The sequence below is a fragment of the Sunxiuqinia dokdonensis genome, from assembly GCF_001270965.1.
GTDB classification, from domain to species: domain Bacteria; phylum Bacteroidota; class Bacteroidia; order Bacteroidales; family Prolixibacteraceae; genus Sunxiuqinia; species Sunxiuqinia dokdonensis.
This window is the reverse complement of the sequence record NZ_LGIA01000200.1, coordinates 1-15216: the sequence shown is the minus strand read 5'-3', so window position 1 is coordinate 15216 and position 15216 is coordinate 1. Positions and strand designations below refer to the sequence as shown.

General features: G+C 47.0%; 12 protein-coding genes. 11 read left to right on the top strand and 1 reads right to left on the bottom strand.

Features of this window, described 5'->3' with window-relative positions:
- The 9 genes from NC99_RS22530 to NC99_RS18815 all read left to right on the top strand — a co-directional run.
- Window positions 1-190 (top strand): hypothetical protein (locus tag NC99_RS22530; protein WP_239684487.1); only part of this gene is annotated, 190 nt, incomplete at its 5' end.
- Window positions 133-267, top strand: a complete 135-nt coding sequence (locus NC99_RS22745; protein ID WP_394330551.1) for a hypothetical protein — start codon at window positions 133-135, stop codon at window positions 265-267. The genes NC99_RS22530 and NC99_RS22745, both read left to right, overlap by 58 nt.
- A gap of 172 nt (window positions 268-439) precedes the next feature.
- Window positions 440-3844, top strand: a complete 3405-nt coding sequence (locus NC99_RS18845; protein ID WP_204375058.1) for a TonB-dependent receptor — start codon at window positions 440-442, stop codon at window positions 3842-3844.
- A gap of 18 nt (window positions 3845-3862) precedes the next feature.
- The gene (locus NC99_RS18840) at window positions 3863-5743 is read left to right on the top strand and encodes a RagB/SusD family nutrient uptake outer membrane protein (protein WP_053187571.1); all 1881 of its coding nucleotides are present in this window, start codon (window positions 3863-3865) and stop codon (window positions 5741-5743) included.
- Between the two features lie 32 nt (window positions 5744-5775).
- Window positions 5776-6951 carry a DUF4959 domain-containing protein gene (locus tag NC99_RS18835; protein ID WP_082326579.1) on the top strand — a complete coding sequence of 392 codons (1176 nt, stop codon included), beginning with the start codon at window positions 5776-5778 and terminating at the stop codon, window positions 6949-6951.
- A gap of 11 nt (window positions 6952-6962) precedes the next feature.
- Entirely contained in the window at window positions 6963-8570 is a 1608-nt protein-coding gene (locus NC99_RS18830) for a DUF4998 domain-containing protein (protein ID WP_082326578.1), read from the top strand.
- A gap of 99 nt (window positions 8571-8669) precedes the next feature.
- Window positions 8670-10283: a CotH kinase family protein gene (locus NC99_RS18825; RefSeq protein WP_053187562.1), complete on the top strand. Its 1614-nt coding sequence runs from the start codon at window positions 8670-8672 to the stop codon at window positions 10281-10283.
- Window positions 10284-10497: 214 nt separating this feature from the next.
- Window positions 10498-11490: a quinolinate synthase NadA gene (gene nadA / locus NC99_RS18820; protein ID WP_053187559.1), complete on the top strand. Its 993-nt coding sequence runs from the start codon at window positions 10498-10500 to the stop codon at window positions 11488-11490.
- A 192-nt stretch (window positions 11491-11682) separates the two neighbouring features.
- Window positions 11683-12417 (top strand): hypothetical protein, encoded by a 735-nt coding sequence (locus tag NC99_RS18815; RefSeq protein ID WP_157625073.1) that lies wholly within the window; start codon window positions 11683-11685, stop codon window positions 12415-12417.
- Here NC99_RS18815 and NC99_RS18810 read toward each other — a convergent pair.
- A complete protein-coding gene (locus NC99_RS18810; protein ID WP_053187552.1) occupies window positions 12414-13334 on the bottom strand; it encodes a CPBP family intramembrane glutamic endopeptidase in 921 nt (306 codons plus the stop codon). The two genes, NC99_RS18815 and NC99_RS18810, sit on opposite strands and share 4 nt — an antisense overlap.
- A gap of 143 nt (window positions 13335-13477) precedes the next feature.
- On the opposite strand from NC99_RS18810, the gene dusB reads away from it, so the two are divergent.
- Together dusB and NC99_RS18800 are read left to right on the top strand one after the other, a co-directional pair.
- Entirely contained in the window at window positions 13478-14491 is a 1014-nt protein-coding gene (dusB, locus tag NC99_RS18805; protein ID WP_082326577.1) for a tRNA dihydrouridine synthase DusB, read from the top strand.
- On the top strand, window positions 14488-14871 hold the full coding sequence (locus tag NC99_RS18800) for a YkvA family protein (protein WP_053187549.1): 384 nt from the start codon (window positions 14488-14490) through the stop codon (window positions 14869-14871). The genes dusB and NC99_RS18800 overlap by 4 nt, the downstream gene beginning before the upstream one ends.
- The last annotated feature ends 345 nt before the right edge of the window (window positions 14872-15216 follow it).

Genomic DNA, 15216 nt, shown 5'->3' with positions numbered 1-15216 from the left:
AAACAACATCAAAATAGGCCTCACCGTCGAGCGAGACATAGCGGTCGCTTCCGATGAGATATTGGGTGTAAGTGAGTTTCGAAAAAGCTGGAACGACGATTTGATATTGATATTCAATTTACCAACGCCAGTATCCCGGACCTACGGTTTACGGCTGAATTCGAACAGGAAAATCTGCAACAAATTTTAAACTTTATAGAACTGGCCAGCGCGCTTAAAGTTAAGCAGCAGGCCGACGGAACTTATTTTGTCTCACTAAAAAATTGATGATGCCTATGAATGAAACATGTTAATTGAAACGAATGGAAACGCTTACCTCGTTCCATTTTGGTTAATAATTATTAACAAGGTTGTAAAAACTACTAACTAAAACAAACTTATGAAAAAGCTCATTTACGTGAATCTCCTGTTCACGAAGGGGATTGTAAAACCATTTCGAATGATGAGATTCCTTCTCATATTCGCCCTGTTTCTGAATCTCAGTGCGGGGGCTTCGACCTTCTCAAAAACAAATCAAATCAAACTTAACCTCCAGCAGGTTACTTTAAAACAACTCTTTGAGTCTATCAAATCGCAAAGTGATTTTCGATTTGTGTATAACAATGATGTTATTGACGACCAGCAAAAGATCGACATGGTTGTCAACGATGCCTCCGTTGAATCCATCCTGGATCAAGTACTGAATGGCACATCGGTTGACTACCAAATTATCAACAAACAGATCATCCTTTTTAAGGCTGAGGACAGCAAAGCACCGGTTGCTGCACAGCAAGACAATACGCTAACCATACGGGGTACCGTTACGGACGCAACGGGAGGTCCACTGCCAGGAGCCAGCATTACGGTGCTGGGAACCACGCGAGGCGTGACAACCGACCTGGATGGTACATTTACCATTGAAGCACACCGCGGCGACAAGCTGGTCTTTAACTTTATCGGGATGGAAAGCCAGGTGATTGACGTGACCAACCAAACCCGTCTCAATGTTGAACTGAAAGAGAAATCGGAAGAACTGGAAGACGTAACGGTAGTGGCTTTTGCCAAACAAAAGAAAGAGAGCGTATTGGCTTCCATCGAAACCGTTTCTCCTTCCGACCTGAAAGTGCCCTCAAGTAACCTGACCTCGGCCCTGGCCGGGCGTATGTCTGGGGTTATTTCGTACCAACGCAGTGGTGAACCGGGAGAAGATAATGCCCAGTTTTTCATTCGCGGAGTAACCACTTTTGGCTACAAAAAAGACCCGCTGATTTTGATCGACGGGATCGAATTGTCAACCACGGACCTGGCCCGTTTGCACCCCGATGATATCGCTGCTTTTTCCATCATGAAAGATGCAACCGCAACAGCCCTTTACGGTGCACGTGGGGCCAATGGGGTGATTTTGGTGACCACCAAAGAAGGAAAGGAGGGAAAAGCCAAGGTCAGCATCCGCTTCGAGAATTCGCTCTCACAAGCCACAAAGGACATTGAATTTGCCGACCCCATTACCTACATGCTCTTACACAATGAGGCAGTCCGCACCCGCGACCCCCTCGGATTCTTACCCTATTCGCAAGGCAAAGTTGACAATACCATTGCTGGTGGAAATCCCATGGTTTATCCACAAACCAACTGGCAGGACGAGCTGCTGAAAGATTACACCATGAACAAGCGCCTCAACTTCAACATGTCGGGTGGGGGCAAGGTGGCCCGCTACTACCTGGCAGGAGGTGTCACCCAGGATAATGGTATTCTGGATGTTGAAAAGAAAAACGACTTCAACAGCAACATCAACCTGAAACGTTACCTGATGCGTTCAAACATCAATATCAATGTGACTCCGACAACCGAAGCGGTGATTCGTATGCACGGAACTTTTGACGACTACCGTGGCCCCATTCAGGGTGGTACCGAAATGTACCGGGCCATTGTTCGAAGCAACCCGGTTTTGTTTCCAGCTGTTTATGAGCCTGATGCATCGCACGTCAACACTCGGCATGTTTTGTTTGGGAACTATGGCGATGCCAATTACATCAACCCTTACGCCGAGCTGGTAAAAGGATATAAGGAATACAGCCAATCGCTGATGTTGGCCCAGATTGAACTAAAGCAAGATTTCAGCTTTATTACCGAAGGTTTAAATGCACGCGTTTTGGGAAATACAACAAGAAATGCTTATTTCGATGTCATTCGGAGTTATAACCCTTTCTATTATTCGGTTTCAGACTATAATCCCCGAACCGATGAATATAAACTGGCTGTACTCAATGCCAACGAAGGACGGGCATCACTCGATTATCAGGAAGGTGCAAAAAATGTGTCGTCAACCTTCTATGCAGAGTCGGCCCTGCAGTACGACCGCACTTTCAATGAAAAACACGGGGTGAGCGGTTTGCTGGTTGGAATTATGCGTCAATACCTGTCGGGCAACGAAGGAACGTTACAAGCTTCACTCCCAAGTCGAAACCTGGGACTTTCCGGCCGTTTTACCTACTCGTACGATTCGCGCTACTTTGGCGAGTTCAACTTTGGATACAACGGAACCGAACGTTTTGCCAAGCAAGAACGTTTTGGCTTCTTCCCTTCTGCGGGTGCGGCCTGGTTCGTGTCAAACGAAGAATTCTGGCTCCCACTGGCCCGAACCATTACCAAACTAAAACTGAAAGCAACCTATGGGTTGGTTGGTAATGATCAGATTGGCGATGTAAACGACCGCTTCTTCTACTTGTCGAATGTTAATATTAATGATGGAGGAAGGGGCTATCGATGGGGAACAGAAGGCGGCTACTTTGTCAATGGCGTATCCATCTCGCGCTATGCCAACGACCAGATTACCTGGGAAACTGCGACAAAAACAAACATCGGTATTGAAATCGGTTTGTGGGAAAAAGTGGACATTCAGGCTGACATCTTCTCGGAATACCGGACCAATATTCTTTGGGATCGTCTATCGTTTGCCACTTTCGGATTACAAGCCTCAACCAAAGCCAACGTGGGAGAAGCTTCCAGTAAGGGGATCGACATCTCAGTCGACTACCAGGAAAACTTCAGCAATGGCATGTGGGTTACCGCCCGTGGAAACTTTACTTATGCCAAAGGGATATTTGAGGTTGTGGAAGAACCCGACTACAGCGCCACACCATGGAGATCACGAGTTGGCCATCCCATCAACCAGCAGTGGGGCTACATCGCCGAGCGCCTGTTTGTTGATGACTGGGAAGTTTTGAACTCTCCGGAACAAACCTTTGGTGGAAGCGTAGTAAGAGGTGGAGACATTAAATATCGCGACATCAATGGCGACGACAAAATTACAGAATTAGACATGGTGCCAATCGGATATCCGGAAACTCCGGAAATTATCTATGGATTTGGTGTTTCTGCTGGCTACAAGGCCTTTGACTTTTCCGTGTTCTTCCAAGGATCTGCCCGCTCCTCATTTTGGATTGATGCGGCGGCGACAGCACCGTTCATTAATCATAGTTGGAATAACGACCCATTTGGAAGCTATGAAAAGAACAACGCCCTGTTGCAGGCTTACGCCGACAGTTACTGGAGTGAAGACAACCGCGACATTTATGCGCTATGGCCACGACTGTCCGACTCTGCTGAACCTAACAACACCGCCAGAAGTACCTGGTTTATGCAAGATGGCTCATTTTTACGCTTAAAATCGGCCGAATTTGGCTACGCACTTCCGGCCCAGTTCACCCGGAAATTCGGTACCGAATATGCCCGCTTCTATGTTAGTGGAACCAATTTGCTGACTTTCAGTAAATTCAAATTATGGGACCCTGAGATGGGCGGCAACGGACTGGGATATCCGGTTCAACGCGTATTTAATGTGGGTGTACAAGTCTCTTTCTAACAATTAAATGCTAAAGAAATGAAGAATTACAAATTAAATATACTAATCCTACTACTGCTGTTAACAACCGGTAGCTGCAGTTACCTGGATGTAGTCCCCGACAACGTGGCGACCATTGATGACGCATTTGTGGATGAAGCCTCCGCCGAACGGTTTCTGGCTACCTGCTACAGTTATCTTCCCAATTATGGTGACCCTTGGGTAAACCCTGGCATTGGCGCAGGCGATGAAGTTTGGTTCAACGAGGAAATCGTGGGAAGCGACTTCAATTCGGCCCTGATCGCCCGTGGATTGCAAAATGCTACTGACCCACACCTGAATTTCTGGGGCGGAAGACAACGTGGAAAAAACCTGTATGTCGCCATCCGCGATTGTAATATTTTCTTGGAGAATATCGACAATGCCGTTGACCTAACCGACTTCAAAAAGAAGAGATGGGTTGCCGAAGTTAAATTCCTAAAAGCCTACTATCACTTCTGGCTATTCAAGTCTTACGGCCCTATTCCAATTATTCGCGAAAACCTGCCCATTTACACCGAAACGAAAGATGTAAAAGTGTATCGTGATCCGGTTGATGATGTGGTTGATTACATTGTTGAACTGATTGACGAAGCAGCGGTTGACCTGCCTATAATCGTAGATTCGGAAATTCTGGAGCTGGGCCGAATTACGCGCCCCATTGCCTTGGCTATTAAAGCGCGGGTATTATCGACAGCAGCCAGCCCATTGTTTAACGGAAACCAGGATTTTGCATCGGTTGTTGACAATCGAGGGGTGGCACTTTTCAACTCAACCTACGATCCTGAAAAATGGCAGAAAGCGGCCGACGCTGCCAAAGAAGCCATCGACTTGTGCCACCAAGCCAACTTTTCGCTGGTAAATGATTACGACACTCGAACAGACGTTTCTGATACTATTATGCGCGAAGCCATTATCCGTTCGATCGTGACGGACCGCGGAACGCCCGAAGTGATTTGGGGAGCAACACACTTTACTTTTGCTCAAAACTACCAGCGCATGATGGTGCCATTGCTCATTCAGGTAACCTCATCGAACCCGGTGAGCCAGTTTTATGCTTCGACACTGCGTATGGCCGAGCTTTTCTATACCCGCAATGGTGTACCCATTGATGAAGACCCGAGTTTTGACTACAATAACCGCTACGAACTTCGGACTGCTGTGACCGCAGAAAGTGATTTTGTCCGTTCGGGCGAACAGACAGCTGTGCTGCATTTCGACCGCGAAGCCCGCTTTTATGCCAATATCGCCTTCGACCGCGGAACCTACTTCCTGGATCCTACTTATTACTATGTACAGACCCGTGCTGGCGAACTGGCAACCAAAAGGAACCAAGGCGAATTCTCAGCAACAGGCTATTTTGTGAAAAAGCTCATCAATCCAAATAATGCGTTGAACACCAACACCATGTTGGCCTACTATGAATTCCCGTTCCCCATTATTCGTTTGGGAGACCTGTATTTGCTGTATGCCGAAGCACTCAATGAAGTTAAATCAACACCCGATCAGGAAGTGTATGAATACGTCGATCTGATCCGCGAAAGGGCGGGACTCGAAGGCGTTGTCGAAAGCTGGAGCCAGTACTCTTCGTTTCCGCAGAAACCAACCACTCAGGAAGGGATGCGTGAGATTATCCAGCATGAACGTCTGATTGAATTGGCCTTTGAAGGCCAGCGCTTCTGGGACTTGCGCCGTTGGAAAAAAGCGGAAGAGTACATGAACAAACCGATTCAGGGCTGGAACATTTCAGGAAAAGGAACTGAGTTTTATAATGTGACAACTGTTTTCACACCCTCTTTTACCTTTAAGGACTATTTGTGGCCCATCCGGGAATACGAAAGGATTCAAAATCCAAACCTGGTTCAAAACCCGGGTTGGTAGTCGGATTAATTTCAATTTTAAAGATTTATAAGATGAAAAAAATACTATTCTTAATCGCAATCGCAGGAGCATTGGCATTTATGACCGGATGTGAGGAAGATATCAAAGGGCCATTGTTTACTGACGATGGAATACCGGGACCTGTCACTTCTCCGGAAGTAGAGAACTTACCCGGTGCGGCAATCATCACCTACACCCTTCCAAGCGACGAGGACGTGCTCTACGTAAAAGCAGAGTACACCTTGGACAACGGCAAACAAGTCGTTACGAAAAGTTCCAGCTTCCTGGGGTATATCCGGGTCGAAGGATTTGGTAGCGCCAAAGAACACACGGTAACCCTGTCGGCTGTTGACCACGCCGAAAACGTATCGTCTCCCGTTCAGGTGACAATTAGCCCCCTGACACCAGACGTACTTTCGGTAAAAGAATCCATTGAAATGATCCCTGACTTTGGCGGTGTCCAGTTCAGATGGCAAAATCCGAACAATGCAGCCCTGGCCTACATCATTCTTTCAGAAGATTCGACTGGCACCTTGGTTCCGATCGAAACCATTTATTCAGGAGTTACCGAAGGGCAGTACACCATTCGGGGATTCGAGCCTGAGGAACGCGATTTTGCCATGGTCCTACGTGACCGATGGGATAATTTCTCGGACACAGCAAAGATCACGGTAACCCCACTGTATGAAGAGCAGTTGGATAAATCGAAGTTCAACAAAATCGTTCTTGATGGCGACAATGATATGAATGCCTGGGAGGGGCGTTATGAATTCGCCTTTGACAACCTGCCTGGCACCTTCAACCACACCTGGGCCGGGGAAGGATGGCCGCAGCTGTTCACCGTTGATCTGGGTGTCGTCGCCAAGTTGAGCCGCGTGATCATCTTGCAGCGTCAAGGCGACTTCCTGTATCGGCACGGAAATCCACGCTTGCTGGAAATTTGGGGAATGAAAGATACGCCAAATCCTGACGGCAGCTTCGACAACTGGATTAAACTGAAGGATGCTGTCGCACGTCGTCCGACCCTTGAAGGGGGAACAGCGGCAGAGGACCAGGAACATGCTGCGAGTGGTGACGAATATTCCTTCTCGTTGGATGATCCGGAAGTACGTTACATCCGCATTGTCGTGAATGAAACCTGGGGGTTAACAGGCTTTATTCACATGGCTGAAGTCACTTTTTACGGACAGGTTGTTGAAGAAATTTAAACCACTGAAGCATGAAAAATATAACAAATATATTACTATCTATTTTTTGTGGGATCATCATTCTCTCGTCCTGCGAAAAAATGGAGGATATCCACAGTGATTTCCTGAAAGACGGGGATATTATTTATGCCCCCAAACCTTTGATGCCCCAATCATTTGGCGGCAAAAACCGGCTGAAACTGAAGTATTACCTGATGAATGCGGTCAATGTCAATAAATGTGTAGTGGAGTGGGATGAAGGAAATTCGTCGCAAACCATTGATGTGACGCCGAAGCTTCCGCTCGACTCGTTGGAAATCATTATTGATGGACTCGAAGAAAAATCATACATCTTCAATATTTACACCATCGATACCAACGGAAACCGTTCGGTAAAAGAGCAGGTGACAGGTTCGGCCTATGACGCCAAATTCCAGAGTGGACTCACCAATCGCCCGCTTGCATCTATTGTCGGTGGTGGTACAACGGACTCCATTGTGGTCAGTTGGGGAACACCTGCTGAAGGCCATACCGGTTTGCAAATGATGTACAACAACCGCGCCGGCGAACCCGTCTCCCGTATGGTACTGCCCGAAGACGACGCCATCGTGATTCGCGACTGGGAGTCGGAAGGTGAAATGACCTATCAGTCTTATTACGTTCCCGAGCCTTTGGCAATCGACACTTTTGCCGCCGAAAATGAACAAGTTACTATGCCCATGTACATTGAATTTAGAGGAACTCCGGTGGATAAAACCAACTGGACGATCGTCGATTTTTCAAGTGAAGAACCCGCCGAAGCACAATGGGGGCCGCCAATCCAGGGACTGGCAGCGGCTGCCATAGACAATGATCCGACAACCTTCTGGCACTCAGCTTGGGATCTGGAGGTTAACCCTGAACATCCGCACCATATCACCATTGATTTCGGGGCAGTGATTAAGATGAATGCTTTTGAATTGACTAAGCGACAGGGTAAAAATGATTGCCAGAAGCGGTTTACCGTAGAGGTCAGTCTCGACAATGTAAACTTTACCAGCCTGGGAACCTTTACCTACGAACAGGCCAGCGCCAGCCAACGCTACCAAACCAACAGCTTACCGATGGCTCGCTACCTGAGGTACACTGCCATTGAAGCTTATGAGGACAAATTCTATACGCACCTGGCTGAATTCAGTGTAGAAGGAGTCGTAGCCGCCCAAATTGACCGCAGCACTTGGGACGTTACCGACTTTTCATCCGAAGAACCTGCTGAGGGCGATCCAAACGGGCGGGTGATCGCAGCGCTTGACGGCGACTTAGGTACGTTCTGGCACACACAATGGAACGGTGGTAGTCCGGATTATCCACACTATTTTGTGGTGGATATGAAACAGCAAGTAAAAATTCTGGCCGTTGAATGTTTCAGACGACAAGGCGACGACCGGGGCCAAGCGAAGTATAAAATTCACACCAGTGACGATGGCGTGAACTTCGTTGATCAAGGTACTTTCGATTTTGACAATAAAATCGATGCCGGACAAATGGCTTCGCTTGCGTTTATGCCCGAAGCACGCTACATAAAGTATGAAGCGATTGAAGGACCAAACAACTTTGCCTTCCTCGCCGAGTTTTATGTGTATGGAACCACAGAACCGTAAATGATTTAATCTCATAAGTTTTGTTTGAAGGCCGGAAGCACCCTGACAAGGCTTCCGGCCTTTTTCACAACAAAACGTCAACCGCCTTAACGAAAAACCTTGAAAAAAAAATACGCCCTGCTCGTTTTGATAAGCCTGTTTGGACCTGCTTCGATTTGGGCACAGGTGAGTTCCAACTTCAACTCCACGCTGCCGCTGGTCATCATCAATACCAACGGGCAGCAAATTGTAGATGAACCCAAAATTACGGCCAACCTGAAAATCATTTTCAAGGAGAACGGCCAACCCAATTATATCACGGACGAAGCCAATGTTTACAATGGACAGATCGGCATTGAAGTCCGTGGACGATCATCTGCATCGTATCCTCAAACCCCATACTTGTTTGAAACCCGGAATGAAGATGGCAGCAGCAACAATGTTTCCTTGCTTGGTCTGCCAGAAGAAAACGACTGGTGTTTGCTTTCATTCTACAACGACAAATCGCTGGCGAGAAATACGTTGGCTTTCGAAACATTTCGCCAAATGGGGCACTATGCTCCGCGAACGCGCCACTGCGAAGTCATTCTCAACAATGAATATCGCGGGATCTACTTATTGACCGAACGGATCAAACAAGACAAAAACCGGGTTGATATCGCCAAGCTCAGGCCCGAGGACAATGAGGGCGAAGAACTAACCGGAGGTTATATCTTTAAGGTCGATTACCCTGATGAAGGCGAAAGTTGGGCCTCGGCCTATTCTCCGCTTGATCATCCTGGATTTAAAGTCTATTTTGTCTATCACGATCCGAGTGCCAAAGACCTGAGTTCGCAACAAAAAACCTACCTCAAAAACTACGTTTTTTCATTCGAAGCAGCCTTGTACAGCGGCAACTTCACCAATCAACAATCGGGTTATCCGGCTTTCCTCAATCAAAAATCATTTATCGACTATTTTCTCATCAGCGAAGTTTCGCGAAACAACGACGGTTTTAAGAAAAGCCGGTACTTCTACAAAGAAAAAAATGGGGGAATTTCTGCAGGTCCGGTTTGGGATTTCGACTGGGCTTGGAAAAACATCAACGAATGTTTTATCTTCAAACAAACCGATGGCTCGGGTTGGGCCTACCAGGTGAACGATTGTAACCCCTGGGTAAAATCTCCGGGCTGGATGATTCGTCTGTTTCAGGATGCCAATTTTGCCAACCAAACCAATTGCAGCTATCTTGAGTACCGAACCACGGTGCTTACAGAATCAAACCTTTTTGCGGCCATTGACTCCATTCAAAACCTGGTGAACCCGGTTATTGATCGTCATTTCGACAAATGGCAAATACTTGGGATCAATGTGGGGGCACCCGAAGTGGATGCGCAACCGACAACCTACGATGGAGAAATTCAGAAACTGAAAGACTGGATTTCGCTGCGACTCACCTGGCTTGACGAGAACATGATCGGAAATTGCCCGCCAACCGGCTTTGAAGATTTGCTGACCGACACCAAACTAAAAGTTTATCCAAATCCAGCAACGACCATCGCAACCATTGAAACCGAAAGCCCCATGGCCAGGATTGTTGTCTACGATTCAAAAGGAAGTATCGTCCAAGCGCCAGAAGTTTCTTCGCAACTGGAAACATTAGACTTTTCGCGGTTAAGCAGCGGTTTGTATCTGCTTAAAATCTCGCTCATCAATGGAGAACAATTCCATGAAAAGCTGATGATAAAACATTAGTCGAAACCCTGTCATCCTGTTTTCAAGAAACCGCTCACGCTAAAACATTTAAAGATTAATATATGTTTTTTTAGAGGAATTCTTAATTTTGCAGGCTATTCATTCATATACTTCGTTCGTTGCCAGAGATTACAACAAAACTTGGCAGCCGGAATAACGAAATTAAATATAACCAGGTCTGTGTGGCCTTATTCGGAAAAAAGGAGAGCTGAAGATGGAAAACTTAGTGGTTCAGGAAATGTTGGAGAAGCAAGGGTTTATTGATGAAAAGATCGATCCGAAACTCAATTTGGTGAACGAAATCAAACGGCTGAAAAAAGAAAAAAACGCCGTGATTTTGAGCCACTACTATGTAGAAGGAGATCTGCAGGACATTGCCGACTTTGTGGGAGACAGCCTTCAGCTGGCCCAGGCAGCGGCAACGACAGAAGCCGACATGATTGTGTTTGTAGGCGTTCATTTTATGGCGGAAACCGCCAAGATTATCAATCCTTCGAAAAAAGTGATCCTGCCCGATTTGAAGGCTGGCTGCTCGTTGGCAGAATCGGCGCCGGCAGAAAAGTTTGCCGAATGGAAAAAACAATATCCCGATCACCAAGTCATTTCCTACATCAATTGCACGGCCGACCTGAAAACCATGACTGATGTGGTTTGCACCTCCTCCAACGCCGTGAAAATTGTGAACAGTTTTCCCGAAGATGCCAAACTGATTTTTGCCCCCGACAAAAACCTGGGTAACTACATCAACAGCCTCACCGGGCGCAACATGGTGCTGTGGGACGGCGCCTGCATGGTGCATGAACAATATTCGGTTGAAAAAGTCATTCAACTGATGGATGAACATCCGGATGCCGAGTTCATTGCCCACCCAGAGTGCGAAAAACCCGTGCTGCTACTGGCCAAACATATTGGTTCAACCAGCTCCTTGCTCAATTACGTGCAGGAAAGTCCGGCTAAAAAATTCATTGTCGCGACTGAAAGTGGTATTCTTCACCAAATGAAAAAAGCCTGCCCCGATAAAATTTTTATTCCCGCACCGGGAAACGATTCAACCTGCGCTTGCAACGACTGCTCCTATATGAAACTCAACAGCTTGCAAAAGTTGTATATCTGCATGAAACACGAGCAGCCGGAAGTACAGCTATCCGCTGATGTGATTGAGAAAGCGAAGATTCCGATCATTCGGATGCTCGAAATTTCGAAGTAAAAAAACTCCTCTTCGTGGGTGTTCATTAAGCTGTGTACAAACGCTATTTTTGCGTGCTTTTTTTTATGAACAGCATGCGAACAGCCTGTGATTACTGACTTGTGAACAAATAACTGTTGATTAGTTTTGCTTGTAAGGCATGGACTTGCATGCGTGGATTTCATACCTTCGTACTAATCAAAACAAATGTACATGCCCTACCGAAGGTTGCCCAATACCGACCAAGCACGAATTAAAGCCATTGAAATGGCCCTTGAAAAAGGAAAACGAACCGCTCTTAGTGAACTGGCTTTTCGTCAGCAAACCTTGGATCGAATTCAGATGCTTTATCCACGCCTGCTGGGGGCGGTGCGTCAGCTACAGGCAGCCAAGCAAGTTCAGTTTGACCGGGCAAATGAATACGGAAACATCTTCAAAAAAGCCAAATTGTACCTGTCTCACTTTGTACAGGTTTTAAATTTTGCCATCCAGCGTGAAGAAATGAAACCCCAGGTACGCGAATTTTACGGTCTGAATCCCAACGCTTTTGATGTTCCGCCACTCAACCTCGAAAAGGATGTGCTGGCTTGGGGAGAACAAATTATTCTTGGCGAACAAAAACGCTGCATGCAAGGTGGAAGTGCCATTTACAGTCCGTCAATCGCTTTGGTTAAAGTTCATTTCGAAAATTTTAAAGATGCTTTTCACCACCAAAAGATTTTGCAGAATAACACCGACCGGGCATCGATGAAAATGGAGGAGACACGTGATGAAGCAGACGCACTCATTCAGCAATTATGGAACGAGGTAGAAGAACGTTTTGCACAACTACCTGACGACATGCGACGCGAAAAAGCCCAGCAATATGGCTTGGTATATGTTTATCGTCAATCGGAGCTTAAGCGCATGGAAGCTGAAAAACTACAAATTAATCTAAACTTCAATTAAGCCCTCTGTCGCTTTTTCAGAAAATGCAGCAATACAAGTGCAATGGCCAGGCTAAGTACAGCCATCACGACCGAAGCGCTCATCGAGTCGGCATACTGATTGACAGACTCCATGGTTTCGCTTCCTTTATTTTCGGCGTGCAGGGCTAAAACACCCAGGGCATTGTTTACGAAATGAGCCAGAATAGGCAGCCACATCGAGCCCGAATACACCAGCAGATAACCGAACAAAGCGCCCAAAACCATCCGCGGCAGAAAGCCGAAAAACTGCATGTGCAAACCGCTAAACAAAAAGGCGGAGATCCAAATTCCCCAATGGTAGTTCCGGGTCATGTTGGTGAAGATTTTCTGAATTACGCCCCGAAAAAGGAGTTCCTCGCCCACAGCCGGAATAACAGCAATCATAAACAGGTTGAACAGCAAACCCCAGGTGGTTTCGACCCGGATGAAGCGGTCGATGAGCTCTGCAGCGCTGTCCTCCATGCTTCGCATCCAACTTTCAAATCCAGCCAAAAATTCGGGCAGCTGCATACTTTCATTCCATTCACCCAAAAAACCAACCAGCGGCCCGGCAGCCAAAACAGCCAGCAAACCGATAATGATTGCTTCACTACCTGCTCTTTTATTCAGCGCCAGGTAGGCCATCACTTTACCTTCGAACAGGTAGGCCAACACTAATGAGGGTACCACAAAAAGCCCGATCGACTGCACCACCTGGAAATATTTGAGCAAGGCGATGGTTTGCGGGCTGGTTGGCTCGGCACCCGAAAGGCTGCTCATCATTTCGGACAGGCCAACAATGGGAACCAGCGCGGCCACCGAAAGGGCAAACACAACCAAAAAGGAAAGTAAAATAACAAAGGCCGCAAAAATAATTTGAGACCCCGGTTTCATGCCGTGGAATGCAGTTATAGCCATACTCTTGTTTTTTCTGAAGGCTCAAAGATAGCCTGCAATCTCAAAAAAAAAAATCGGTATCCGAGAAGCTGGTTCGTCTGCCGGGCCATTAAACCTGAAACTGACTTTGTTTTATATCTTTGTCGCATTAAAATTTTAGAAACGTGAAGATTGGATCAATTGAATTAGGCGAAACCCCCTTGTTTTTGTCGCCCATGGAAGATGTCACTTACAAACCCTTCCGCCACATTTGCAAGCAGCACGGCGCCGATGTGATGTATACCGAATTTGTGTCGTCCGAGGCGCTCATCCGCGAGGTGGACAAAACCAGGCAGAAAATGGAACTGTTTGAAGCTGACAGGCCCATCGCCATCCAGGTGTATGGTTCCAATATCGATTCGATGGTGCGTGCAGCCATTGCTGCCGAAGAATTTCAACCCGATTTTATCGACATCAACTACGGCTGCCCCATGAAAAAGATCGTCAACAAGGGAGCCGGATCGGGTATGTTGCAGGATTTGGATAAAATGCAGAAAATGACGGCTGAAATTGTCAAAGCTGTTTCGCTGCCGGTCACAGCCAAAACCCGCCTGGGCTGGGACGATGACTCGCTGGTTATCCAGGAAGTAGCCGAACGTCTGCAAGATGTCGGCATCGCTGCGCTGGCTATCCACGGACGCACGCGTAAACAGCTGTACACCGGCGAGGCCGACTGGAACCGAATCGCCGAGGTGAAGAACAATCCCCGGATCAACATTCCCATCATTGGCAATGGCGACATCAACGGACCCGAGAAAGCCTTGGCCTGCCTCAAACAAAGTGGTGTCGACGGCCTCATGGTCGGACGTGGATCCATCGGCCGCCCCTGGATCTTCAATGAGATCAAGCACTACTTTAAAACGGGCCAGTTGCTTCCGCCCCCCACCGTAGCCGAAGTGGTTCACCGCCTGCGCGACCAGCTTCAACAGTCCATCGACTGGAAAGCCAACGAGCGCTCAGCCATCTTAATGATGCGGCGCCACTTTGCCAAATTTTTCCCCGGCCTGCCCGATTTTCGCACACACCGTATCAAACTGCTGCAGGCCGTCGAACTGACCGACCTTCAGCAAATCCTCAACGAAATCGTTGAACACTATGGCCACCTGCGGGTTGACTATACAAATGTGAGTTTGAAATGAATCCAAACGACTACCGGCAATTTTACAATGAGCAATCGTTTCGCCAAAAACTCCAGAAGTTTGGCAAGACGGCCGGCGTTCAGGTAGCCTACTCTGCTTTGTTGCTCTTTTATGTGATGAAGGAACCTTCTGTGCCATTGAAGGCCAAGGTGACCATTGCTGCTGCTTTGGGCTACTTCATTTTTCCAACCGACGCCATCCCCGATTTACTGCCCTTGGTTGGTTTTGGCGATGATTTGGGAGTGCTGATTTTTGCGCTCTCGCAAATCAGCGGCAACATCACACCTGCCGTTCAGGAAAAAGCGAAAACCCAACTACGCACCTGGTTTAAAGATTTCGATGAAGCCAAGCTCGACGAAATTCACTCCAAAATCTTCTAAGCTTCCCAAACACTCTTCACGATTCTGTCCTGAGGAAACCATATCTGTTGCAATAAAATCAGTAATTACATGCAAATTAGGCAAATAATCATAGCACATCATCAATAATAATTGCAAATAATTCATTATCCATTGCTAAGGAATCATTAAGTGATGCTAAGGAGTCAATTATCATTACTAAGGAATCAATACACATTGCTGAGGAATCAACCTTCATTACTGAGGAATCAACCTTCATTACTGAGGAATCGACAACCATTGCTGAGGACTCAATAAATGACCTTAAGGAGCCCATAATCCACGCCAAGGAATCCGCACTTCATACCAAGGAACCAAATATGGATA

Bases quoted from the DNA above. Each gene is read 5' to 3' on its own strand.
- NC99_RS18845 (WP_204375058.1), top strand. From the start codon at position 440: ATGATGAGATTCCTTCTCATATTCGCCCTGTTTCTGAATCTCAGTGCG.
- NC99_RS18840 (WP_053187571.1), top strand. From the start codon at position 3,863: ATGAAGAATTACAAATTAAATATACTAATCCTACTACTGCTGTTAACA.
- NC99_RS18835 (WP_082326579.1), top strand. From the start codon at position 5,776: ATGAAAAAAATACTATTCTTAATCGCAATCGCAGGAGCATTGGCATTT.
- NC99_RS18830 (WP_082326578.1), top strand. From the start codon at position 6,963: ATGAAAAATATAACAAATATATTACTATCTATTTTTTGTGGGATCATC.
- nadA (WP_053187559.1), top strand. From the start codon at position 10,498: ATGGAAAACTTAGTGGTTCAGGAAATGTTGGAGAAGCAAGGGTTTATT.
- NC99_RS18815 (WP_157625073.1), top strand. From the start codon at position 11,683: ATGCCCTACCGAAGGTTGCCCAATACCGACCAAGCACGAATTAAAGCC.
- NC99_RS18810 (WP_053187552.1), bottom strand. From the start codon at position 13,334: ATGGCTATAACTGCATTCCACGGCATGAAACCGGGGTCTCAAATTATT.
- NC99_RS18800 (WP_053187549.1), top strand. From the start codon at position 14,488: ATGAATCCAAACGACTACCGGCAATTTTACAATGAGCAATCGTTTCGC.